Genomic DNA, 26834 nt, shown 5'->3' on the forward strand with positions numbered 1-26834 from the left:
TCACCTCAAGAAATTTTTCATATATGCTGATGGGTAAGCTTCTTTGGTTGACTGAACTATCTGTTTTAAAGAATTATTTGGTGTGTTAGTGTAGTTCCTTAAATCCCGAATATCTTTTGCAAGTAAATCTCTCGGTTCACCATTGTACGCACCTTTTTGAGTAGGTATAGCTTTATGCTCCTTTTCCGGTAAAACAATTGAGGGGGCCTTTTTACTATTATAATCCTTAATTACTTGAGATGCTGGTTTTTGTTGAGGAATATGATGAATGTCAAGCCCATCATATGGTCGAGAGGCTGCTTTAAGCTCATTAGCCCTACCCACTTGATATGGTATAACAGGTACCGTAGATCTACCTGCACTTGAATAACTAGCAGCACTACCAGCACCACCAACACTAGGAACAACATTACCACCTGCATACCCACCGCATCGCGGAGCACTATTGACACTAGGACAATGGCCACTTGGATCGGTAGAAATTAATGGGTTATTCTCTACATACGTATACAAGTTCAAAGTGAGCGGATTCTTGAAATCCCCTTGATACGTATCCTCATTTATAAACCGTCCAGTACTAGGATCATACCATCTAGCTCTCAGATATTGCAATGATGTAACTTCATCCCAGATCTCTCCAGAATAGCGGAAAGGATTTTCAACTGTTTCGCTTACTGTTAACGGATTTCCCCAAATGTCATACGTGTAACTATTCAGCTTTACCGCATTATTATCTCGTATCTCCACAATATCAGAGTGGCCATTTTTCAGATAATATGATCTATTACCTGAAGTGTCTTGACGTGCAATTAAGTCTGAGTTTCCACGAAGATATCTAGCCTTAAGTTGTGGTACACCATTGATAATAGTCGCTACCGCGATAACATTGGCGTCATCATAATAAAAGCGTGTAGTCAGTCCATTCTCGATCCGTTCGTACAACAGTCCATCTCCGTTATACTTATACTGCACATTATTCCCTACAGATGTGGAGGCAATCGTTAATCTATTCTGCTTATCATAAGTATAAAATGAATCTGACAGATCGAAACTTGTATCATTTTGATACGTAATTCGATTCCCTCGACTGTCATAGTCATACGTCTCACCAAACTGATCGTTAGTTAAAATCCGATTCAAAGGATCATAATTATACGAGTTTGTTTTGTCTTTATCTGACCGAGATTTCAAATTAGCATTCTCATCATAAATATATGAATAATCATTAACTACAGCTTCATTTGATAACTTATGAGTCAGATTCGTTAACCTACCATGGTCATACATAAATGAAGTCTTTATGCCATTTCTTTGTTGAATCTGCTTCATTAGTCCATTTTTGTAATATTGATATTGAGCTTCATAATCTGAAGATGTAGGAGTTTGAACTGTACTTACATCTTTAAGTTGGTGCATATTGTTGTAGCTGTAATAAAGTATCTGTCCAAACGGATCAATTAACTGTTTTCTTTTGCCCTGATTATCATATTGAAATTCAAGGTATAGAGTATCAGGCAACGTAATTTTCTTTAAATGTTTTGTGTTATCAAAATAATCATACGATGTTATACCGGTCTGATCATTCATTGACTTACGTCTGCCTGCAGTATCATATGTGAAAGTGATCGTTTCATCACTACTTACCTTGTGCCACAGCCAATCTCGACTATAATAATCAAACGTTACCATCTGATTATTACGATCAATTTGTTTGATGATATTATCATTCGCATCATAAAAGAACTTTTCAATAAGTCCTTTTTGATCCATGGTTTGAATAAGTCGCCCTAGTTCGTCATATTTTTTTTGCATTGTACTGCCATCTGCGTAGGTGATTTGTGTTAAATCCCCATTCAAACTGTAGACATATGATGTCGTTTCCTTTTTTGGATTTAAGACGCTCGTTAATTCCTCTAACGCATTATATCCATAGGTAGTAACAAAAGCTCGTCCATCTGTTTCTGTAGTAAGTTTATTAACATTATCATAGGTATATGCACCAATTGTTTTGGTTTTACTTGGATCTGAATAAACCTCCTCTTTTTTTATCAATCGGCCGAGTTTATCGTATGTTTCGAGTAACATCGTATTCTCTGCGTCGATTATAGTCTTTTTGTTATTGATATCATCGTACTCCGTTTTCAAAATACCGCCATCTGCACTCGTTATTGAAAGTTGACGATCCCAGGCATCGTAACTAAATGTAGTTGTTCCGACTGAATCCGCTACATTCGAAACTCGTCCATATAGGTCATATGACGTTTTAATATATTTATGTTTAATAGATCCGTCAATAATGTATGATTCAGAAAGCCAGCCAAGAGGAGTGAACGCGGTAACTTCCTGCACACCTGATTCGTCAGTCACCTTGAATTGATTATTAGGGTCATCATAATCAACCTTGATGAAGTTTAAATCTGGAAATGTTGTTTGTTTAATCCTGTCTAATTTATCATACTGATAGGAATAAACATTACTTTTTCCATCAGTAAACTTTGTTAGCAAACCTGATTTTGTGTCGTATTCATAATTCCTAATAATGCTGCTCAGATTGTTATCTGCATCTTTCACCTTAATTGTTTGTTTCGTTGGGAAAGCATTTAAGTAGGTAGAATTGTATTCGAGTTGAACAAGTATATCTCGTCCGGTATCGCTCAGTCTGATTGTTTGCGGATTACCATATGCATCAATATTTTCAGACGCCACTCGCTTCAATATTGCACCACTTAAGTTGCTTTCCCTAATCGTTGTCTGAGTCACCATAGAATTCCCTGCTATGCTTCGATCGTAAGTAATGTATTGAGTTTGGTTCGCACTAACAGGCTTGCTGGTTGAGGTTAACCAGTGTGTTGTAGGATCGTAAGTATTGGATACAGTCACGTTTAAGGCATTTGTGCTAGTCAGTACGTTTCCATATATATCCAGAGTTTGACTTGTAGTTACAGTCGGTGAAGTCGCTTGTGTCACGGTATTTTTACTTTGTATCGATGTCGACAATGGTATCGGGTACCGATGAATTTCATCATAGGTCATTGTCGTTGTACGTACTATATTATAACCAGGTAAGCTAGTGGCAATTGTAGTATTATAGAATGCTGGAGCTGTATTACTGTCGATATATTGTTGTTTATTAGTATATGTTGTAGCCTTACGTCCATCGGTTATTACACTAGAAAAATTAAAAGTAGCACCATATTGGCTCCCCATATCACTGATATAAGTATAATTAATGACGTTAAATGTATCAGTTGCTTGACTTGCATATGTGATATTGTTTTTGCGGGAACTAATCCGGTATGCCTGATTTACTGACGAGGTCCCCAAATATCTTTTTACTGGGTTGGTCTCATAGGTATAAATGGATCTTGCACCTGTAGGATGAACAATACTTGTCAGTAGTGCAAAGGGATCGCTTACGTTAGGAGTAGTGCCTACCAGGTTATAGCTAGCAGCAGCAATATTATAACTAAAAGTAGTGGTCCGACCTACTGGATCAACAGTAGATGTGAGGAGTTCTTTCCCATTTTGCAATGTTTTATTGAGCGTAAAGCTCTTTGTACCATTTGAAAGTACAACACTTGAAGAGGTGTATGTAATCGATAGAGTGTTACCTAGCGCATCTTTTATGCTGCTTAATAACTGACGGCCATAAATTGCATTTTGTGAGTAATAGAACTGAATCGCGTTGTTACTATAAAAATTAGATATCTGCAAAAGTTGACCATTGGAATTAAAATATTTTTTTACTCCATCTAGTGTTTTTAATACATATGAGGAGGTACTACCATTCACTGTGACACTGGTATCTGGTAAAAAGGTAAGATCGCTCCACGGATGACCGCTTAACGTACTCCCATTAATTAGATAAGTACCCTCGTTTCCAAGATGGAGATATTTCGAGCCATTCTTAATTTCAATAGATGGTATATTCCAGCTCCAGCCTTTACCAATTGGAAACATTTTCTCATTGTAAGGCATCAGGTTAGGATTACTTGTGTCTGGTTCGTTGAACTGTGATTCACCACTGCTATAACTGCGAATCAAAGAGAATGACATTCCTCCACGCCCCGGCAATGTAAAGTCCGTGTAGGACAAAGATAGATCGCCAGACAGTGTAGAAATACTCTCATTATCTGTCTCGACTGAAAATAATGAATGATTTGGTCTGATCGTAATATTGTTTAACGCTTCTGTATCGACAACCTGGGCTGTCACGTAAGCTTTATTCGGTGTAGTATCAATTGCCTCATTGCCATAATCACTTGTAATCTCGCTTTTTGCTGATGCTGAATTATTAATAATTGCAGGAGAAACATATGCTATTGCTTCCTTAAAACTAACACCGTGATCTTTCTGGTATTGAAGTGCATCTGCCACACTTTTCAAGGTATAACCTACGTTTAACTGATCTTCAATAAATTGCTCAGTCACACCATATGTGTTTATTAGCTCATCTATTTGTTTTAATGACTGTTCAGAATGAACTATTTGATTTGTTATTCTCCCAGATATAGGTTTTGAATTCACAGCTGCTGACGCATCCAGCAATCCGTATCCGAACTGATCAGCACTACCAAATGTTTGAGCTGACTGAATCAGTACTTGACGAATTTCATCGTTCGTATAATCCGGATGAAGTTGTTTAACCAGTGCAGCTACACCTGCTACATGGGGTGCAGATAATGATGTACCGCTTGCGAACTTTACACCTTCAGTAAGTGTCAGACAAGGTATATTTACCCCAGGTGCTACTAAATCCACCTCACTACCTGTATTGGAGAAACTAGCTAACTGATTTTGTTCATCTACTGCGCCAACTGCAATTACAGATGGGAATTTAGCTGGATATTTCACCACGTTACTGCCATCGTTTCCAGTTGCAGCGATTAATAATATTCCGTTGTCATGTGCCGACTGAATAGCCTCCTGCAAAGCAAGAGAAAGTTCATTTCCGCCAAATGACATTGAGATAATATCGATTTGGTGATCAATTGCCCATTCCAAAGCTTCTATGACTTGACTATAAGAACCACTACCGTCTTCATCTAACACTTTCAATGAATAGAGATCAACACTTGGAGCCACACCAAGAATACCAACATTGTTTCTTATCGCAGCTAAAATACCTGCGACCATTGTGCCATGTCCATTCGTATCCACATAAGATGTTTCCGTGGGAACAAAAGAAGCTCCTCCGAGCACCCATAAATCTGGATTTTGAGCACTAATTCCGGTGTCCATAATGGCTACCTTCACACCAGCACCTGACAAACCCTTTTTTTGGGCTTCCTCAACACGGATCTGTGTTAAGTCAGAATTAATGGAATCTGCTGACATAGTTATTGGATAATCCTGTTCAATAAAGACTACGTTTTTATCTTTTCGAAAACTGTCTACCTCAGCTAGTGATAGCGTTGTTTCTAGCATTTGCAGATGTTTAAGATTTTTGTTTATGGATTTCTTTTTGCTTTTTAAAAACTGCTCCCCTTTTTTCTTATCCTTAAATTTAATAATATATGGATCTGAATCAGATATTGCTTTTGTAGCACTTGCAAATTGCTCCGAGTAAATTGGAAACAGTGTAAGTAACAAACATATCGCAAGAAGGATGTTGAAGTATTTTTTAAGTGACTGATGCACTGAATTACCTCCCGATTTCTAGTATCAATTATCTTTCTAGCTGATAACTGTTGTAATTTTATTCTTCAAGTTACCATTGGAATCATATTGATAGTTCGTTTGGTATTTAAGAACAGTTTGGGATAATGTTAATAAATAAGGCGTAGAAGAGTTATCACCACTAGCACCTGAAACCTTAATATAATAGGTATTGCCTGCACTTAACTGGACCAACACACTTTCATTTAACCCCGATTTATGTAGGCCGGCAGCTATAATATCCATTGAAGCGTCATAAATATATACATCGTAATTTCTATCTACAGGCACTCCTAACGAAAGCTTATCGACTCCACTAGTTGGTGCCGTAAATTTATAAAAATCCACGTCAGATGCTGAATTGATTAAAGATGAGTATGATTGTTCCAAACTTGTGCTATATGCTGAATCAACTGTATCGCCTGTTTCTAATACTGGAATGATATCCTGTCTTGTTGTAACATTAATAGCGTTACTGCTAGAGGACATATTCCCTGCTTTGTCTTTAGATTTTATTGAAAAGATGTATGGTGAATTTGACGTTAAGTTAACTACAGTATAGTTTGTGTTATTTTGATTCGTAGAACCAATTAATGTTGAACCACGATAGATATCGTATCCTGCTAACCCTGAAGTGGCATCAGATGCCGATGACCAGCTTAAGTCAACGGTATTATTGGTTGTATTGGGGCTTAAAAGATTGGTTGGTGTGGTAGGAGGTATTACATCAATGTTGGTGACCGTAAAGACATATACGGAAGATTTAACATCAGATGCAAAGGCTGTGTAAGTACCATTTTGATTAATTGTGAATGTTGCATAGCCATCGTTGCCACCATTATTAGTAGCTGTAATCATGGCACTTGAAGGAAATGTGGATGTAGTGTAAACACCTAGCGCTAGGCCAATAGTGTCTACTATATCGCCATCTTGTGCATTGGAAGATGCAGATATATTAATTGTAAGCGGTGTTTGATTTGTAGGAGTTGTGTTGTAATCCACTGATATGTCCGGTGGTGATGTAATCGCTAATGTTTCCATACCATCTGCCATGGCTCCGCTGCTTGATAAAAATGTAATACAAATGACTGTCATCAAAATTAATGTGATAATTGATTTTAATCCCTTTTTTTGGACAATATGCATCAAAACATTCCCCCCCATTATATAACTACGGATCTTCTCTAGAGTTGTCATTTTGTAAAGTCTCCTTTGTATTTTTCTAAACAGTTACATACACTCTCTCACTTAAAAAACAATAATAAATGTACTTCGAAATATGAAGTTATACCTCCTTATAAGAATTTATTACTTACCAAATTGGATTTTGTCCAATTAAATTCTAATTATAGTTATTGGGATTATTTATGTATAATGTAAAAATTGTTATGATAAATAGCTTCTAATATATGAATCATATTTTTGGTTGAATTTGTGAGGAGAGAAGAGAATAAAGCCTCTTTTATCTCAATCATGGTCAAGCAATCATTAATAATCTGAAAAACTGGCTAAACGGACCCGTTCCGTTAGAAAGACCGACTCTACTCCGAAATTAGATGTGTGACGAAGGGATGAACTTTGTTCCACGCGACTATGAGGTTCATATCATTACACACTTCAAAGGACCATCTCATTGAGAAGCATTTTTCGCGGTTAACAATACATGTTCTTGTCCATGTCGGCTAACGATATATGTTCTTGTCACTGGCTTTTGACAAGAACATATATCGTTAAAAAGAAAAAAGCCGTAGTTAGCGGCTTCTTAAGCGTATATGTTCTTGTCACTCGACAATAAAGCTGCCGGTTAATCCGGCAGCTTTATTCCAGTGACTTTTCAAAATACAGCTGCCGAATGCCGGCAGCTGTATTTTGATCGATTGTTTTATCTTAGATTATGTGCTATTAAAAGCAAATCTCCTTCGTTTACTCAATATTCTGCCCTTTAGTTGAATAGTGGCGGCGGACCTCTTGGGGAGAATCCGCGCTGCAAACTCATACTAAAAAAATCGGCTTTAAAGTTATTCCTACGTTTTCCGCGGTTTCGTTGAGGTTTTTTTGGTACCTCGTTAACCAACGTTCGACAATCTACTTGCTCACAATGGCAGTTTCGGGAACTATCTAACTGTTGTTTCGGGAACAATGGAAGAATTGATCACGTCCTTGCAGCAGTGCTGGCAAAACCATAGTGTGTAGTTTCCACGTTCAATAGACGTATGGAATTCGACCGCAGCATTGATATCAGGAAAATCAAACCATCCTCCATCCCGGCGATCCTCCCGGATGCCTTTATAGGTTGTCGCTTCCTTGGATTTCTCCCAAGTACAACCAGATCGATGAACTTTTACATATCGAGTTGGCTTATCGAAATTCACCCAAATCGCTGAGTTCATTTTCCACATCTCCTTTAAGATCAGCCTAAACTTATCATATTACAGATTGGAATTTCCTTGAACCTGCGATTTAAGTGCACCAGCCCGGCGTTATGCTTTTTTCAAACTTAATTGGCTTCCCGTAGAGAAAGATTAATGCTATTCGCTTTTCGATTATAGGGTGGTACGCTCAAGAATACATAGAGCGTAACAAATGTAGAAAGTGAAAATACAATGAATCGGCGATATACTGCAAAAATTTAATAATCCCAACGCCTGGTCTTGCAATACAACTACATTATTTTTTTTGAACAACCCAGAATCTTAGAAGATCCATACTACAAATTATTGGTTCATTGCATATTTCAAGTCTTTGAATAGATTCACAGAATGTAAACTTCGCTTCAGTTATACATTTAGCTATTTCTTCATTACTTGGGAAATGACCGAATGTAAGTGTATTACCTTCATAAAATATTCTATCACCGAAATCAATTAACCTATTATCCCGTTGACCTTCATCCCACAACCTCCCTTGTTCATCCCACCAATCCTTTCCAACAATATCACGATCTTCTGGAGTGACAAAAATTAAATAGCTATTAGGTTTTAAAACACGGTAAATTTCCTTCAACGCAGAAATTCGATTAAATTTACCTGGAATAAGCATAATGCCACAGTTAGAGATAAACGCACCATCAAATGAATCATTAGGGTATTTCAAATCAAGCATATCCCCTTGATTAAATTTAATATCTACATTTAATTCTTGAGCGTATTTCTGTCCATTTTCAATTAATCTATCTGAAAGATCTATCCCTTCTATTGATGTATACCCTTTATGATATAAGCCAAAAGTACTTCTACCTGCACCACATGCAAGATCAATAATTTTATCATTAAAATTGAAATATTTTAATGCCATAATTTCTTCAGAATTCCATAATCCCACCGTTTCTACAACCTCTGTGTAAGTATCAACAACACTTTTTTTATTATATACATTTCTCATAAATTCGATATCAATTTGATTTTTCTCAGACATACTTACAACCTTCCCTTTCATTGTTAATTTTTAATTATTCTCTCTTTCTATATAATTAATTATGACAACGTCATAATCTGTTCTGGTACTGTTTTGCTATGTCATATAAAGCACTTTCGAAAATTGTTGAAATATTTTCAATTGAATATTTCGCAACAGATTGCATACACATTTCAGGCGATGGCAGAGCAATTTCATCATGAATAATTCGTTTCAATAAATAGCTGAGTTCATTTAGGTTATCTCGATTGTATAACCAGCCATTTAACTCATTTACTATTTCACGCGGACCATGAAGGCAATCACTTGATATTACTGGTATTCCCCGTGATAATGCTTCAATAAGGACTAATCCGAAAGACTCAGATTCAGACGATAGTATCAATGCTGTACACTCTTGAACAAAATCCCAAGGATTTATCTTCCAACCATGCCAAGTGATATTATTTTCAATACCTAATTGTAAGGAAAGCTCTTTTAATATTCTAAATTCATTACCATCACCAAATATATGCAATTCAAAATTATAGTTATTTAGTTTTGAAAAAGCCAAGAGAATATTATCGATTCTTTTTATTTTTTCCAACCTACCTAAAAAAAGAAATTTCGGAGTTTTAGATCGTAATACCTTTTGTGAGTGTGTAAGGTCAACTGGATTATGTATATTTATTACAATTTTCCCCTCAGAGTATAATTCTACATCTTTTTTTCCCCCTTCACTTAAAGACAAATGGCCATCAGCAAAAGTTAGATACTTCAAAGATCCTTGGTAGGTTTGTAGATTTAAATGAAGCCAACTTACAACAAATGCTTTTGATGATAATTGTATGGTAGCTAATTTTGCAATTTTTGTTGCTGCTGTTCCTAGCGTGATAATAAAATCTACAGGTTCCAACTTGAGTAATTCTTTCGAAAAAGTATTAACATAATTCGGAATCAAATGAAAAAAGAATTTTTGATTCATATTTATTGTGTTTAAACTTCTTTCCCAATACGAATCATCAGATTCCTCAATTAGAATAATATTTACTTTATTTTTTTTCGATAGTTCCTTGTAAATTAATGTAATCGATGTTTCCATTCCTCCTCTTCCAGAGACTTTCTCTATAAAAAAAACAATATTCATAAATCTCACCTCAATATATATTCAGTTTTTTATGCACCGGGCAAATACCCCCACAGTTGATGATATAGTGATTTATTTTCTTCTAGTAATTCAAAATGGTTACCCTGCTGAATGATACATCCATTTTCCATCACAATAATAGTATCTGCATTTTTAATTGATTTGATTCGATGTGCAATTACAATCACCGTTCTTTCAAGTTCTTTAGCTTCATCAAGAATGGCTTTCATTACAGCATGTTCAGTATCAGTGTCTAGAGCAGATGTAGCCTCGTCAAAGATCCAAATTGGACGGTTAATTAATAGCGCACGAGCTATTGCTAGCCTTTGTCTCTGCCCTCCAGATAGAGAATTACCTTGTTCTTGAATAGACGTATCATATCCATCTTCTAATTGTTCAATGAAATCATGTATCTGAGCCAAACGGGCTGCTTTGATCATTGAATTATCATTAATATTATTATCTCCAAGCTTTAAGTTTTCTCTAATAGTACCCGTAAACAATGTAGGGCTTTGTGGGACATATGTCACCAAATTTCTTGCGCTTTTAGCATCGTCAAGTGGGTTAAATCCTCTTATCAAAACGCTTCCCTCTTTTGGAAACAACAACCCCGATAATATCTTTCCAAGTGTAGACTTTCCTGAGCCACTTGGCCCTGTAACTGCAATAAAAGCACCCTTTCGTATTTGTAGACTTACATCATTTAGACTTGCACTATTATCAATATCTAATTTGTTTTCATAAGTAAAGTTAACTTTACTTAGTGCGATCTCAAAATCATCTGTATTTGATGAAGTTACATCAGATGATTTTGGTTCTTTATTAGCATGTAATATTGAAAAAATCCTAGAGGATGAGCCTAATGATTCATGAATTTGACCCCAGATTCCTCCAATATTTTGGAGTGGACTGTTTACTCTCCATATAAGTGTGAAGTAAATAACCATGGACCCAAGAGCAAGTGACTTATTAATATACATGTATCCAATTACCAATATAGTCCCAATTATCATTAAGTTTGAAAGCGTTGTCGTAAATAATGAGATTAATTGGTACAACCACATTCGTGTTGTATAAAGAGCGTTTAGCTTTTTCCTCTCAATTTCGAAACGACTTAGTATCCAATGATAAACTCCAAAAGCACGAATCATATCCATACTTTGCAATGAATCTTGCTGTATCTTTCGTAGTATTGATTCCTGATTTGATATTCTCCATCCAATTGTATTTAATTTTTTGCGAAGTAAGTAACTCGATAATAACATTAATGGCGAAACGGCTAAAATACACAATGCAATTTTCCAATTTACCCATAGGAGATATACTGCTGCAAGTACTAACATCACTACTTGGTCAACCAAATTCCCTAATAATAATGAGATACTCGATGTTGTCTTAGGGGTATCTACTGTAATTCGTTGAACAATGTCCGAAGAATGTATTGTCTGAACATTCTCTAAAGGTAAATTATGTGTAACATCTACAAGCTCTGTCATGATGTTAGTATTTAATTCAAATATTGTTGTAAGCTTAATGTACTCGCTTATAAGGGTTAGGATTGCTAGAATAAAAAATATTATAATAAATACAACTAGTAATGTAGGAATAGCCTTGTATTCACCAGTCTCGAGTTTATTTATTATTGTACTTACGAATAGTGGATCTAGCATCATTGATACAGCTTGAGATAAATTAATTATCATTCCAATAGTAAAAATTGTTCTTCTTGAACCCATCCGATCCCAAAGAAAGCGAATAACTTGAATTAATTCTGGTTGAGTATAACTACTATTGTTCATCCTTTTTCTCCATTCTGATTTTCTCCTCTGTATCAATACTGACTAATTGAGAGTACCTTCCGTTAAGCTTTACTAACTGTTCATGCGTCCCAGACTCTACAATCCCATCTTCTTCAATTACAATAATTATATCTGCGTCCCGAATCGTTGATAAACGGTGCGCAACTATTAATACTGTTCTATCTTTCATTAATTTTTTAAGTGTATCCTGCATTGCTCGTTCATTTAAGTTGTCGAGTGAAGCTGTTGGTTCATCTAGAAACAACACCTTTGGATTGCGTAGAAATGCACGTGCAAGTGACAGTCTTTGTCGTTCACCTCCAGATAGTCGATATCCCCCTTCGCCAATTTGAGTATCGTATTTATCCGGAAGCAATTCAATAAAATCATGAGCGGATGCTAATTTAGCAGCTACAACTACTTCATCAAGAGTTGCTTCTAATCGACCTACTCGAATATTATCGAAAACAGAGGAATCTAAAAGTGCAGTATTTTGTGGAACGTAAGCCACATTCTTCCTCCAACTACCTAAATTATTCGTTTCAAGAATTGTTTCCCCAAATCGGATCTTCCCTTCTTGTGGTGTGTATAATCCTAGAGCTAGTTTAAGTATGGTACTTTTTCCACCACCACTGGCTCCCACAAGTGCTGTAGTGCACCCAGCTTTAACTACAACTGATAAATTATTCAACACTTTTTGTTCCTGACTATATTTAAATGAAACATTATCAAATACTAGATCGCCATTTGACGGGAGATATCCCATTTCTTCAAAATCCACTTTTTTCACAGTGGGATCTACCATGTCAAATACACGTCCTGCGTGTGCAAGTGAGTCCTGAACAGAAGTCCATGTATTTATCAAATAAAAAATAGGATATAGTAACTGTTCGAAGGTTATTAGAAATGCAGCTACTACTCCAATTTCTATTTTCCCTTGACTAATTAGCCAAGCCCCCGCTCCAAATATATAAACGACTCCAATGTAGTATCCAATATAAACTATCAGATCTGACGAATTTTGTAACAATTGAATTATCGTTCTACCTTTATGAGTTAATTTAACTTGAGACCTCCACTTTTTAATAAATCTCTCGCCAAGATTAAATACGCGTATAACTTCAGGTGCCTGCATTTGATCTTGCAGCTGTATATCTTGAAGTGCTTGAGATATATTTGTCTTGGATTGCCAATTTCGAATTGGTTTCGCTAATAAATTACTTAAAAGTGGGATAATGATTGCTATTACTAAAGAACCAACTAACAATTCCCATGAAATTATTGTTAGATAAGCAAGCAAAAATACAATGGAACATATTCGCTCAATTAGTTTTGGTATCTGTTTATTAACACCTTCTTGAGAAGAAACAGCTGATTGATTAATTCTCTGAATTTTATCGCCTGTGTGCCATTTATTAAAATCTAGTAGATTTAATGTAAATAAGCGTCTCAAAACCTGCAACTGGAGATCTAAAGTTGATTTATTTGACAAACTCTGCGAAAACCAACCTCTCCCGATTTCAAGTAAAAGACTTACTAAAAATACAAAAATATAAAAGTACGTAGACGACCAAAGTTGAGTTAAAGATTTTTCATAAACTGCATTAAATAATCGACGTAATGCTTCTGCATTACCAACAGGAATCAATGCAGATAAAACTGTTATCATAGCTAAAATACAGTATCGTATCCAATAGCTACGTACCCATTTAGCTAATTTAATGAATATATAGAAACTACCTGACTGTGAGTGATCTTGATAATTGCTCACAATTCTCACCACCTCACTACATTAATTTTTATGTAATTCGTAGAACGTACTTATTTGATTTGATTTCTTTACAAATAGTTGAAACCTGTCCAAGTAATAATTTTCTGGTATAGTGGGTAATAAAGTATCCCGAATTTTAACTGACCTGGTATCAGTTAAATATACTTTCTTTGAAATTCTTAACATTTCTTCAAAGAAAATTGGAAGTAAGCTTATCGGTACTAATTTCCATAAATCCGTAACAATCAAAAAATCGTATTCAAAATTTTTAGCGTTAGAATAAAATCCAACTCTATGACTTACAGAGGGGGTCTCCTCGCCACTAACTAAAGACATGATATCTATTGATTGGTATCTTCTAAAAAGGTCACGTGACGTACATCCTACTATCATATTTTTCCCACTTAATAACTCAGGAAAAACATTTATAAAACAATCATAGTCGATAGATATTTTTGGAAACTCATTATAGAAATGTTTGTACAAGGAAATTACATAATGTTGTGTTGGAAGGCAGAACAATTCCACTAACATTGTCCTATGTTTCTCAACAAACCAAGTACGATCCTTATAGGGAATTCTTTTCTCCTTTTGAGAGTTCATCAGGACTAATCCACGAATATCCTGCCGTGTTTCTATCTCAATTTCAACTCCATAATTTAATATCCTATATCCGAGCTCAGAATCTTCTAATCCATTACCTTGAAAGTTCTCATCAAAAAATCCAATTTCATTAAAAAGTTTAACTTCAATTGATAATAATGATGAATTTACCAACATCCATTTCAATGATTCTCTATCCGGTAAATCTTTACTTACAATTCTAAATTGTGAAAGTCTATTATCACCATATGCCATCAGCAAAGGGTGATTAAACACTATTTCAGGATTTTCATTATAAAAGCTATTATTAATAATGTTTGTAAATGGATGGTTTTCTGGTTGGTACAAACCATATAAGAATCCTACAAAGACCTTATTGTTACTTGACTTGTGACGCTTAATTACATCCTCAATTAAAGTGACTGGTACAATAATTCCCTCTTCAATAAATAGGCATATTTCGTGGCGACATAACTCTATCCCTTTGTTTTTCATACTTGCAGTTTGAGAGTTACTAATAATTGAGTATCGAATTATTAATTCCTGATTAAAAGTAGATAGAGTGTCATCCAAATTGGAATGTTGCCTGCCAGCGATTATTATTACCTCAAATAAATGATCATTTAACTTTGTTTGTCTCGATAAACAAAGTAGAGTCCGTTTTAATAGGTGGGCTTGACCGTTCGAAATTATTACTACACTGACTTTCACGAGGGGCCTCCTTATAAATAGGAATCTCTATTCTTTAAGCTGCAAACTATAGATTTTCAAATTGTTAACATTAGTGATTTCTTGCAAGTTGTAAAACTTCTCGATTGTTAACTTATTATTGTTGCTAGAATCAAATTCTATATCTTGGCTATCAATTACCAATACTATTTTTGCAATACGCAGCATCTCTTTAAGTAGAGATTCCAGGATTTCAGTAAGAAGAACCTTCCATATGTCCGTTATAAGGACTGTACCGTAATATTTATCATCACAAAAATTCAATAAACCTAATCTCAACGCTACTCGTTGCTGTTCATTGGGAAAGACGCTCAGTTCTTCAACAAGTTCTTGCTTAACAGTTAATAGTGTTTCTGCTTCAATTTTATTTGCAAACGAACTAGACATACAACCAGTAACCATAAATGGCCTAGGGAAGTTTGTTAGAAAGTTGGAATATAAACCTCCAAAATTGTAATCTTCAGGGATAGCTCTAGCACCATCAGTTATCTCTTTTATAATATCTTCAAAATCATATGGCAAGTGGTTACACATAAGCATTACTTCAATTGAAAATGCCTGATGCTTTTTATAGAACTTTACTAGATTTGACTTATTTGTTAATTTTATTGGTTCGAATTGCTCATGCGGCAAATGAAGTGCTCGAATTCTTCTATCCGATCGAAACTTAACACGAGATTTCCACAATCGATATCCGAGTTCAACATCTTCATGCCCCCACCCTACAAATGACTCATCAAATAAGCCAACTTCTAATAATATTTTTCTCTCAACAGAGACCAAACATGTCCAAAAGTATGCCCAAGGTGCTGGAGAAAGACATAGATTATTGTTATAGAATTCGAATCGAGATAATCTTGAGTCCGGATACGCAGCTAATAACTTAGTTCCCATGCATTTTTCAGGTGTTTCTGAACCCGCGATCTGCTCTAAATAACGAGCCACAGGATGATTTGGATTTTTTTGATTCATCCCATGAACATTGCCTATACAAACTGTTGTATTATTCTCATTGTGAAAATTTATTATATTTGATATTAATTCGGTACCAACTATGATACCTGTATCTAAAAAAACACAAATATCATTTTTAGCTAATAGTATTCCCATATTCCGAGCACTTCCGGCCTTAAAACCTTTATCAGATTGGTAACAATATCTTATATCTAATTGACTCTCAAACGAACAGGTGATTGCCTTTGAATCATCACTTGATCCGTCATCACAGATGATAACCTCAAACTCAGACGATGATATGTTCTGATTTTTTAAGCAAAGTAAAGTTCGCTTTAACAAGTCAGATCTATTATAAGTCGGTATTATTACGGACACCTTCATAATAAATTCACTCCGGTTTTATTAATAATAAAATAGGTACAATACTATGACCCGGTATTAACCGAGTTAAATTACTGTACCTTTCCTTGAAGCTTATACACTAATTGATTTTTCAAAAATAAGACTATCTAATGTGAAATTAAAGTTTTCAGATCCTTGTTCTTGTTCTGCCTTAATTAATCGATGCAGAAATAATGCTATCCCTGCAGAGCCAGTTCCGAAATCCGTCGACAAACGAAGAGCTTGCTCTCCTGGGAATACTAATCCATTATCGCGCTTAATACCAAAACGCGCTACACTGTTTCCAACTCGATTTGCTTGGTCTAGGTAAGTTTTATCTTGTGTATGTTTATACATATCTAGTAGAAAGTTCCCAAGTCCTGATAGGCCTCTGAATAGCCCCGGCGTCGAGGTGTATTTCCTAAAACTATCAAGGGATAACTCTTTAAGAATATCTAAGTATCGCTTGTCATTAGTTACTTTCCAAAAGCGTACAAGTGAAGTGCCTACACCTGCACTCCCTTCTATCCAATAGTGTGATAATACTTTCATCCCCTGTGTACCAATAGGACCACGCGGCATACTCATTGCAACATTTGGCAATTTGATTAAATGCGACAAATCATGTTCTAAAGCTTCTTTTGCAACAACCAATACTTTTTCAATACCCGTAACTAAATTGAGGTATAACAAAAATAAACCAACACCAGAGGAACCTAATGCATAGCCGAGCTGTGTTCGACCTTCAGCGTCTCTCCAATAGCTAACTTCTCTATCAGTAATTTTTGTGTTTACTAATCTATCACCAATTTGAACAGCTTTATCCAACCACTCCTGTTCACCGGTTTGCAAATAAAAAAAGAGACATGTTAATCCATATCCTGCAGCCCCATAATAAATATCAGCAGTTTTGAATAGTAAGGTATGACTATGACTTTCCCGCATAATTTTCAGAGACTCTTCTTTGTATCCTGCTTCCCATAGGCTCCAAGCGACACCAGATGATCCAATATAAAGGCCTGGCGGGTATGTGCTATTATCAATTGGCTTGGACAGAATCCAATTGATAATCTCTTTAGGTACTTCTGACACTAATTTAGATAACGCATAAGCCACACCTGCTGCACCGTGTGCAATGCTATTTGGGTTAGTTACAAAAACAAGAGGATCCGCCGGAAATAATCTAAATTTTTGATTATAATCTGCCACATCATAAATATAGGTGATACAAGCATCTATAGCATCAGACAATTCTATTGTCTCATGTGAATTTGCAAAACTTGTTGTCATTTCCAAATTATAACTTTTGCTTAATTCCTCAATTATATATGAAATATCTGGTCTTTCCTCAGGCTTCTCCCTATTGCAGCTTAAAATTAGCTTTCGCAATTCCTCTGGAATGCCCAAGTCTTGTCCACCAATTTCAACCAAATCTTGAGTTACTGATTTGTCTAGTTGCGATAAGTTAACATTTGATGGTCCAATCATACCAATGAAGACTGCACCTAGCGAATATATATCATCTTTAAAATCAAATTCACGAGTTGTCGGTGTAAAGCCTGGAGTACCGAAATTACTCAATGGTTTATCAACATCTATCTCCCAAGCTGCTTCAAAATCTATAAGCTTTACCGTTCCAAATTCTATGTTAGTTAAAATTATATTAAGTAAAGAAATATCGCCAAGGATTATATTTCTTTTGTGAATCTCTTTGATTGCAGCAGCTAGGTTAGCCCATATTTTTACTACGGATTTTAGAAATCCTTCTCTTTCATCTAACGAACTACTATTTTTAATAAATGGACTTTCTTTTATTGCAAACTGCCCGAGAGTAGTACCAGGACAGAATTCTTCTACTAAAAATAAGTGTTCCCATTCCCAAAAGAGATCAATTGGTTTAGGTGTTACTCCTGTATTTGCTAGTTTGGTAAGTATTCGATACTCTTTCTTAAGCCTATCAGTCGCATCTTGACCATACTCATCGATACCTGTATGAGGACGAGCCTCTTTTATTACCACCGAAGCCCCTGTATCAAGATCTGTAGCAAAATAAACACCACCGTTAAGTGAGTAATTTAATGATGTATGTACTTCATACCTTCCCTGGTTCAATAACAATGAAAGATCGTTTTCTTCTGGTTCGTCTGGAAAAGGATCTGTCACCCAATACGGAGGATTCCAAAAGGGTAACCGTTCATCAAGAATCTGCCTATTATCTGGAGTATTCAAAACATATTGCCTGGTACCTTTAACAGTTAGCACCGATTCTCCAGAAATGCCACCATAGCGATAATGAACTACACTCGAACCAGGGAACCTTTTGTCGGAAAGAATGTGCGGTCCAACAAAGTCTTTGAGTTCCTCCCCTAATTGGGTTACTAATTCTTGAAAATGTTGATCATTTTTAGGATAGATAGTAATTATTTTACCTCCGGATTCCCTCCCCCATCCTTTTGATGTCATTCTCGTCACCATTTGTCGATCCAGGGTAAATTTATAAGGGACAGACTCTCGGAAACATATTTTTGATACACGCGAGAGAATGCTTACACAGTTGTCTGGCCTTGCTGAAATATGAATCTTCCACCCCTGTACAACTAAGTCAAACTCAGGCGGTAGCACTTGGAACCACATCCCCCTCCTCAGTATTTTCCATCCTTCTGGGAGGGTAGATTGTACAATTTCAAACATTTCATTCGTAGGTCTGTACGAATCAAATGATTCATACCATTCCTTGTTTACAAAGGTATATTGTAAGTGATACTTCCTGTCCATGAAAAATATCCCTCCTTATGTATAAAGAAAGCTACTAGTGAAAATATTAGTATTTCATAAAATAATCGGAAGGGGGGAGGGTACGTAAAGCGCTTTCAAAAAAAGAAATTATTCATCTAGACAGTATTGCAGCTATTGGTATTGCATGATGAACAACTTTGAACAAAATCCGTTCCAAGGTCTTCTCTCTCTTCCAACATTTGCAGAGCCAGAATTTTCGTCATTTAAGCCTCACCTCCTTTTTCGCACCCCTTCCCGCAAAACCATTGTAAGCAATTGGAAATATAGTGTCAACAATTAAGTATACTTCCTTTTTTTATTAAATTTTACTAAAGATGAGATATTCCTACTTGACTATCATACTACAATGATTGTAAATTCTTATTATTTCATACAATATGATCCTTCATCCCATCATTTGATGATAAGGAAATGCAAAAAAGGGAGCGAGAATTATTGGATTCTTTTCGTTCGTTTTCTCTTAGTAATGGTTTAAAAGTGTATATTTCGGAAACTCATAGAACACCAATTGCATGTTTCCTAATATGTTACGGAGTCGGAAGTGGGTTAGAAACACTAGGTTCTTCCGGAATTTCACATTTTTTAGAACATATGATGTATAAAGGTACCAAAACACTCCCTGCAGGAGCTATCCAAGAATGTATATGGAATCTTGGTGGACAACAAGATGCTTTAACTTCTCTTGACTATACGTACTATTACACTCTACTCCCCTCGAGAGAAATTGAACTTGCAATGAAAATTGAAGCAGATCGTATGCAGAATTTACATTTTAGTGATAACCAAGTTTTACTTGAGCGCCAAGTAATTTTAGCTGAACGTGCAGCAGCTATGAATAGCCCAAAATCTAGATTGTATGAAGAATTATGGTCAACAGCTTTTCGTGAATCACAGTACAGAAATTTAACAATCGGTTCAGTTGCAGATATTAATTCTATTAACACTTTTACACTGCAACACCATTATAAAAAATATTACCGCCCTGATAATGCTTCAATAGTTGTTATTGGTGATTTTAATTTAGAGAGGGTAATACGACAGATAGTGAAAAACTTTGAAGTCATTCCAGCTCCTCCACTACCTCTCCAAGTCGAACGAATCAATGAACCAATTCAAGTTAGTGAAAGACGCTCTTTAATTAAAGTTCCTTCTAGAATTGCATATCACGCTATTGCTTGGAAAATTCCAGGCGATGGCCATCCTGATATATTTGCGTTTGATTTATTAAAAACACTTCTCAGTGGGGCACCTTCATTTATAAGAGGACGTAGTACAATAGGAGCAACGTCCAGCCTCTTTTTTGAATTAGTTGAGAAACATAATAGAGAGTTAAGATTTGTACAAAGCTCAGTTCTCCATACAAAGAGTAATAGTTTATTTGTAGTTACTGGTGCATTTGATCCGAAAATCAATTCTTATTCAGCAGAAAATATTATTTTAAAGCACATAGAGCAAATAAAGATTAAACTCATTGATTATACGAAGCTAGTTTATTCTAAAGAACTAGTAAAAAAGCAAATTGAGTTTGCAGAAGATTCTGTCCTTACTCAATCTATCAACATTGCTAAAAATATTATTAGTTCAGGCTATCCAAGAACTTTCAAAGAATACCTGGATATAATTAGTGGAATTTCTACTGAAGATATTATGAGAATTGCTCAAGAATATCTTATTCCCGAGAACCGATCAATTGTCACTCTCTTACCAGACGAATCTATATCAAGCCAGAACGGAAATTCATATGCAACTGACCAATATACTCCAGCAATAGATGAAAACAAAATAGGTAAAGCTCAACCCATATCAAAATACCTTGAAATACATAGATCACCTAATAAACCAGTTCATATACCTGACTTAATTAATCCAAAAAATCTACAATTGGTTATTTTGGACAATGGAATGCAATTGATTATTTATAGGAACTATTTAAGTAAAACAATTTCGGTTAGATTTTCACTTGTAGCCGGTGCCATACTTGACCCTCCTGGGAAAGAAGGTCTATCGTTTCTTTCGAGTAGGATAGCTACTGCCAAAGTACAACTTTCTAATTGTGATGGTATTGAAATTGACATAACATGCGATATGGAGTTGGTAACGGTAAACTTAACTTGCACAAAAGAAGATATTTCTAAAAGTATTCAACTTCTAGCAGAAATCATTAACAATCCAAATGTTGATGATAATACGTTTCATTGGATAAAAGCTGAAAAAAAGTATAGTACTAAGCCCCACATATCAAAACTTTATCCCCAGGATCATATTCTCAATAGAAACATTGAAGGTTCCACTAGATCACTCAATAACATTACTTCTAATGATGTAAACACCTTTTTTAAAGATTTACTTCCGAATAGATGTATATTTACTGTTGTTGGTGATATAGAACCTATCAGTACTATTAAACTTATTAACTCAAACTTTATGAACTGGAATGGAATAAAAACCCCACCGAATATTCCATTGGCTAGTCCCGTGAAAAGCAGTTATGAACATCAGTTTCAAGCTTCTAATTTGACCGATATTAAATATATATGGGCAGGAGTAAAAAGAAACGATTCTGATTTCATGAATCTTGATCTGCTCTCTTACATTCTAGGCAAAAAAAATTATAATTTAGGCGGACGATTATGGAGAGTGATGCGTGAAAAGTTCGGTCTGTCATATTATCAGCATGTTTACTATGATGCCACGGGCTATCAATCACCTTGGATATTAAATGTAGGTGTCGGACATCATAATACCGAAAAAGCAATTGCAATCATAAATATAGAAATTGAGAAATTAAAAGAGCAGCTAATTCCGTATGAAGAACTTGAGACTTTAAAAACTTTTGTTATTGGAAATATGCATATTCAATTCGAGAACAATAGTACTATAGCTTATTATTTAGATTTATGTGTGCGATACGATTTAGGTCTTAATTATTTAGTGCAACTTCCTCTTGATTTAAATAAAATTTCCTCAAAGCAATTACTGGACACTGCCAATATTTATTTAAATAGTTCTTCACTCGCCCTTTTAACAAATGGACCTAAAGGTATTAATGGGAACGAACCAATTCTAGGAACTAATATTTGATTTCAAGTTGCTCATATTCCTACTGAAAGAAGGGTTCTTTTTATCATGTATACAATTTTACTAGATAAACACTATTCTTCTGAAAAGAGTACCAGTGTACAAAACATTTCTAGAAATTTGGAAATTGTACTTAGAAAGAAATATACAATCGAATATTTACCTACTGATTCGGTACACTGGTCAGATTCTCATTTAAAAGACTGGCTCCTCAATAATGCATTGCATTGTAAAGTGTATTTAGGGAGCGGTTTCAGAGTAATTAAATTATTAAAGCAAGTCAGCTGGGGTGGAATCGTAATTTACAATGTTTTAGGTGATCTGCCTAGAGGAGCATCAGGTCTAAGAGCTTCGATTCCATTTTTGTCAAGATTTGATATTATTTGGTGTACTTGCGAGTCAGATAAGAATATATACGAAAGATTAATTGAATCTAACGGATTTCAGCCTCAGATTCGCATCATTCCTTTTGGAATCGATACGAATATATTTCAAAAATATGATAGTATGACCAAGCAAGAAATGCGACATAAATGGGGATTTGAAAATGATGAAATAGTTATTGGCTACATAGGTAGAATCAGCCTTGAGAAGAATGTTCATTCATTAATTGAATTATTTAAATTCCTTAATAATTTTAATCTAAAAACTAAACTCCTTTTAGTCGGAAAAATTGACAATGTGCCCTTTAAAGAATTTAATATTTGGCCTGCAAATCTAGAAAAAAATATTATGGGTTTGATTAATTCACTCGGCAGTAAGGTGTCCTTTATTCAATGGGTAGAGCATTCTCAGTTGGTTGAAATCTACAATTCAGTCGATATACTACTCAACTTAACTTTACATCACGATGAGAACTTTGGTATTTCGCAGGTTGAGGCTATGAGTTGTGGAGTTCCTATTGTGTGTACTGCCTGGGGAGGTCTTAAAGATGTTGTAATTGATACTGTAGGTTTTGCCGCTGATACATGGCCAACAGATTATGGAATTCGTTTTAATTCTCCAAAGATAATATCTTCTCTACTTAAATTAATAAGAGCCCCTAGAATTAGAAAAGAACTTGGTGAAATGGCTGCAGTTCGCTCTCATAGAGAATATTCTTTATTAACATTTCAAACTAAGCTATTGGAATTAATAGATTATGCAATTAGTCAAGAAAGAACAACATGCCACACTCCCTCTTATACACCATTCGGTTTAAGTTATAATTTAAAATTTAGCTATCACTCTGAAAATAATAATGAGCTTATCCCCCATTTCCCTCAATACAATAGCGCTGCCGATCCATTCTATAGAACTTTAATTCAACCATATGCTTCACATGATGAACCTGAACAAACATTTAGTGTTCATAGTTACTACTATCAATCACTATCTGGTGTAATAATAAAGGATTACTTCATGCCATCGGACTTGTTATGGTCAAGAAGAGTCTTTTTAGAAAATGAAGAGATTGATTGTTTGAAACTACTTTCTAGGTACTCTCTCGAATCAGGCAATGATCTTCATCACTTCAGAAGAATAATCCCATCATTAATAAAAAAAGGGCTAGTTGGTGTAACTCAAGATAGCAATCTCAATTGGGAGGTTCAGTTATGATTAGCTCAATTTACTTACCTCAGTTTGAATATACAGTAATAAACACAGCAAAAATCGATAAAACAAGCTTTGCATATGATCTGCTGGATTACTCGCATATATTAGAAAACATACTATTAGAGTATAATATGCCAAAAGTATCTCAACCTTTACAAGAAGTTTTAGCAACATCAATTCCACTAGATCACAGCAAATTAATTCCCATATTCATTGAAGAAGCAAGATATAAATTGAATCTATACCTTAGTAAACTATCTAACACTCATACTTGGGAAATGCCTTCAAGGCTTATACCCTCACTAACTGATAGAATCAATATAACTTGGGTCGTTTCTGTAAGTCTTCCTAGTATGTCTTTAACTAAAGGCCGTGTCGGAGTATACAAAAAAAATGGTAACGAATATGAAATTAAAATCGCACTTGGGGTACCTAAAAATAATATTTATATGCACCACGGGATAATTATTCGAGGTATTTGGTGGTATATTACTAAGATTATTATTTATGATGTAATTGGATCCAAATATTCTAATAATGAGAACAATAATTTTTATAGAGCTGCACATATTTGTTTGCAAGCACTAATGTCTTATGAGGGTAAGGTCAGTGAAGATAATGTTAGAGAACACCTCATAAAACAAGGAATGTACCTTTCAGTCAAATTATATGATATTATCAATCAATTAAAGCCAGAAGAATGGGTCATTCATATTATTAACTGGATTGATGACTTAGTTAACTATAAAGAAATCAGAAAAAAGAATTCGACATTTTAATTACTATTATATTATCATCCCTTACGTTAAACTATCCATAAACTTACTATCCATTTCGCGCTGGTCGTGCTCCGACATAAATAACTCCAGGATTATTCTCGAATGAGTTAACTTTCCCCATCGCCGGAGGACACATCATTTTTATGTCTATCAATGAAAAAATACTACTTCGAAAGACGATGCAGGAAATCACCAAACACCCTTTTGAACTATTGCTTGGATTACATCTCATTTTTCGATTGGCTGCTATCTGAGGGCTTCCACCACGGATGACCTCTTTCCAGCCCGGGTAGACACGGCTCACTTTCCCATTTTCGCCAAAACTATAGGACAAACCAGCATCCCACACTTCCTTTATTGCATTTCCGCCGATCTGAGCTCAAATTGACGATGCAGCAACTCCGTTTATTTACACAAAACCTTTTTACATAAAAACCGTTATATGTATATGTACCGCCTCTCTTCTATTGTACGAAAGATTAAAAACAAAAGACAACCAACTTTTTAAGCTGATTGTCTCTATGATCAATCTCCAAAAATCCACCCCCAAAATCCCTTTTTCTTAGGTTTTGAAGGCTGTTGGGTCATCTTTTGTTTTATTGCACCCCATTTTTCTGGATTATTAGAGTTTTCTATTCCATTGATTTCCTTAATTCAGCAATCCTGCTCTTTAGTTCAACAAGTTACCGGCCTACCGGCTGCTTATCGGGAATCGGATCAAGTTCTTGCAGCTTCTTCTGAATATTTAGGAGAAGACTCTGCACATTTTAGGAAAGACTCGTAAGTATTAACGCTATAGCTCGCGGAGCGCCTCCGACATACCACTCTGGTATTCTAATTCGTCAAATTAGAATTTTACGTAATAAAATTCCAGCTCTAGTACAGTTAGCCACCTTTGCTCCGATAAGGTTAATGCGGCTTACTACTTTGATACATTGGAACAAATTTGCAAAACGCTCGACATTCAGCTTCATGAACTGCCACTGGTACTTTGTTCACTACGCCGCCAAGTATGGCACAGGGTATCGTTATGACATCCTCCCACTTCTCTTCCGCAAGTCTATCGAAGTCCATGGTCGGACGTTGCCGCATCTGTTTCTCGATTTCCCTGCGGTAATATGCCGTTATCTGCTTCTGTTCCAGTTCACCGCTCATCAATGACTTCACTCTGTGTTGGAGTTTCGGTTTCATCTGCTCAAGTCCAACGACTTGGGAACACAGATAAAGCCTATTGAATTGGGGCGGAAACTGGACTAGAACGCTTATCGGGATTTTCTCATCAGGCTTATACACGATTTCAAACCTCGTTAATTCGCCTTCGACTTTCACCCCACGCCTTTGCAGTAGTTCCAACTTCTTGTCATACACTCGGCAATATCCTGCCACTTGCCGAGCCACTGTTGACGATCACATCAGGCCGCACAAGGGCGACAAGGTTCTATTCGGGGATCGTGACAATTGGCAGCCACTTTGCAAACCATGTCATGACACTAAGACTGCCAAGGAAAATGGCGGTTTTGGTAAATAATTGGCCTATTATTCCATTTGTATTATACTCTTCTTTGTTGGCATCTAATTTCAAAGGAGAGGGTTCTAATGGCTGATGAGTTTAAAGAATTCCTAGAGGGCCGTAAAAACAAGCGCGAGATAGCTGAGGATGTATCGGTCCAAGAACGATATGAACATCAAGTTTTTATGTTGTATAACAATGTAAAAAAGTGGGTCAAGCCTTATGATTTAGAGATCACTGAATATGCCAATGGCCATAATTCCAATCTCACTAGATTGCAGATTAACGTAGATAAGGATGCTAATATGTCTTTTAATCCAAGGTATATAAGCATACCTGAAATGTTATTTTCATCGTCGATCTAAAGCTTTCTGTGAATCAAAGAGAGTTCGAATTGTTTTATGATACCGATATTGGTTGGTATATTCCCGATAATTTACATCCAACAAATGCCACTGAAATGTTTAATGAAGAATCATTCAAGAGGCTGGTCACTGAAAACTTTAAATAACTCACAGGCTATGATTTTGTTTTATTAGTCGCTCATAAGAGCGGCTTTTTTTATTATCTAAGGGAGGAAACGACAAATGAATTCACAAGTAAAGTTTATCGATGGCAGTTCAATTACAGTTGATGA

The 26834-nt window shown here is 35.6% G+C and carries 15 protein-coding genes and 2 pseudogenes; 6 read left to right on the forward strand and 11 right to left on the reverse strand.

Going from position 1 to position 26834, the window contains the following annotated elements; genetic code table 11:
* From AC0YNS_RS26490 to AC0YNS_RS26540, 11 genes are all read right to left on the reverse strand, one after another.
* Entirely contained in the window at positions 1 to 5640 is a 5640-nt protein-coding gene (locus AC0YNS_RS26490) for a S8 family serine peptidase (RefSeq protein WP_475783939.1), read from the reverse strand.
* Between the two features lie 36 nt (positions 5641 to 5676).
* Positions 5677 to 6855, reverse strand: a complete 1179-nt coding sequence (locus tag AC0YNS_RS26495) for a fibronectin type III domain-containing protein (protein ID WP_475783940.1) — start codon at positions 6853 to 6855, stop codon at positions 5677 to 5679.
* 917 nt (positions 6856 to 7772) lie between these two features.
* On the reverse strand, positions 7773 to 8048 hold the full coding sequence (locus AC0YNS_RS26500) for a hypothetical protein (protein WP_475783941.1): 276 nt from the start codon (positions 8046 to 8048) through the stop codon (positions 7773 to 7775).
* Between the two features lie 277 nt (positions 8049 to 8325).
* Positions 8326 to 9072 carry a class I SAM-dependent methyltransferase gene (locus tag AC0YNS_RS26505; RefSeq protein ID WP_475783942.1) on the reverse strand — a complete coding sequence of 249 codons (747 nt, stop codon included), beginning with the start codon at positions 9070 to 9072 and terminating at the stop codon, positions 8326 to 8328.
* 70 nt (positions 9073 to 9142) lie between these two features.
* Positions 9143 to 10198: a glycosyltransferase gene (locus tag AC0YNS_RS26510; RefSeq protein ID WP_475783943.1), complete on the reverse strand. Its 1056-nt coding sequence runs from the start codon at positions 10196 to 10198 to the stop codon at positions 9143 to 9145.
* 29 nt (positions 10199 to 10227) lie between these two features.
* On the reverse strand, positions 10228 to 11997 hold the full coding sequence (locus AC0YNS_RS26515) for an ABC transporter ATP-binding protein (RefSeq protein ID WP_475783944.1): 1770 nt from the start codon (positions 11995 to 11997) through the stop codon (positions 10228 to 10230).
* Complete coding sequence (locus tag AC0YNS_RS26520) at positions 11987 to 13768, reverse strand: ABC transporter ATP-binding protein (RefSeq protein WP_475783945.1); 1782 nt, start codon at positions 13766 to 13768, stop codon at positions 11987 to 11989. Before AC0YNS_RS26520 ends, AC0YNS_RS26515 begins: the two co-directional genes overlap by 11 nt.
* 21 nt (positions 13769 to 13789) lie before the next feature.
* Positions 13790 to 15082 carry a glycosyltransferase gene (locus AC0YNS_RS26525; RefSeq protein WP_475783946.1) on the reverse strand — a complete coding sequence of 431 codons (1293 nt, stop codon included), beginning with the start codon at positions 15080 to 15082 and terminating at the stop codon, positions 13790 to 13792.
* Positions 15083 to 15109: 27 nt separating this feature from the next.
* Complete coding sequence (locus AC0YNS_RS26530) at positions 15110 to 16438, reverse strand: glycosyltransferase (RefSeq protein ID WP_475783947.1); 1329 nt, start codon at positions 16436 to 16438, stop codon at positions 15110 to 15112.
* Between the two features lie 93 nt (positions 16439 to 16531).
* Positions 16532 to 19213 (reverse strand): class III lanthionine synthetase LanKC, encoded by a 2682-nt coding sequence (gene lanKC / locus AC0YNS_RS26535; RefSeq protein ID WP_475783948.1) that lies wholly within the window; start codon positions 19211 to 19213, stop codon positions 16532 to 16534.
* A 116-nt stretch (positions 19214 to 19329) separates the two neighbouring features.
* Positions 19330 to 19437: a class III lanthipeptide gene (locus AC0YNS_RS26540; RefSeq protein ID WP_475783949.1), complete on the reverse strand. Its 108-nt coding sequence runs from the start codon at positions 19435 to 19437 to the stop codon at positions 19330 to 19332.
* Positions 19438 to 19669: 232 nt separating this feature from the next.
* On the opposite strand from AC0YNS_RS26540, the gene AC0YNS_RS26545 reads away from it, so the two are divergent.
* The 6 genes and pseudogenes from AC0YNS_RS26545 (at position 19670) to AC0YNS_RS26570 (ending at position 26562) form a co-directional block, all read left to right on the forward strand.
* Positions 19670 to 22315, forward strand: coding sequence for a M16 family metallopeptidase (locus AC0YNS_RS26545; protein WP_475783950.1), 2646 nt, complete (start codon positions 19670 to 19672; stop codon positions 22313 to 22315).
* A gap of 45 nt (positions 22316 to 22360) precedes the next feature.
* Positions 22361 to 23911, forward strand: a complete 1551-nt coding sequence (locus AC0YNS_RS26550) for a glycosyltransferase family 4 protein (protein WP_475783951.1) — start codon at positions 22361 to 22363, stop codon at positions 23909 to 23911.
* A complete protein-coding gene (locus tag AC0YNS_RS26555; RefSeq protein WP_475783952.1) occupies positions 23908 to 24687 on the forward strand; it encodes a hypothetical protein in 780 nt (259 codons plus the stop codon). The genes AC0YNS_RS26550 and AC0YNS_RS26555 overlap by 4 nt, the downstream gene beginning before the upstream one ends.
* A 920-nt stretch (positions 24688 to 25607) precedes the next feature.
* A pseudogene (locus AC0YNS_RS26560) lies at positions 25608 to 25721 on the forward strand (hypothetical protein); the annotation flags it as partial.
* A 359-nt stretch (positions 25722 to 26080) separates the two neighbouring features.
* Positions 26081 to 26215, forward strand: a pseudogene (locus AC0YNS_RS26565) (HNH endonuclease); the annotation flags it as partial.
* Positions 26216 to 26283: 68 nt separating this feature from the next.
* Positions 26284 to 26562 carry a hypothetical protein gene (locus AC0YNS_RS26570; protein WP_475783953.1) on the forward strand — a complete coding sequence of 93 codons (279 nt, stop codon included), beginning with the start codon at positions 26284 to 26286 and terminating at the stop codon, positions 26560 to 26562.
* The last annotated feature ends 272 nt before the right edge of the window (positions 26563 to 26834 follow it).

Source organism: Paenibacillus sp. J22FR21 (assembly GCF_056269135.1).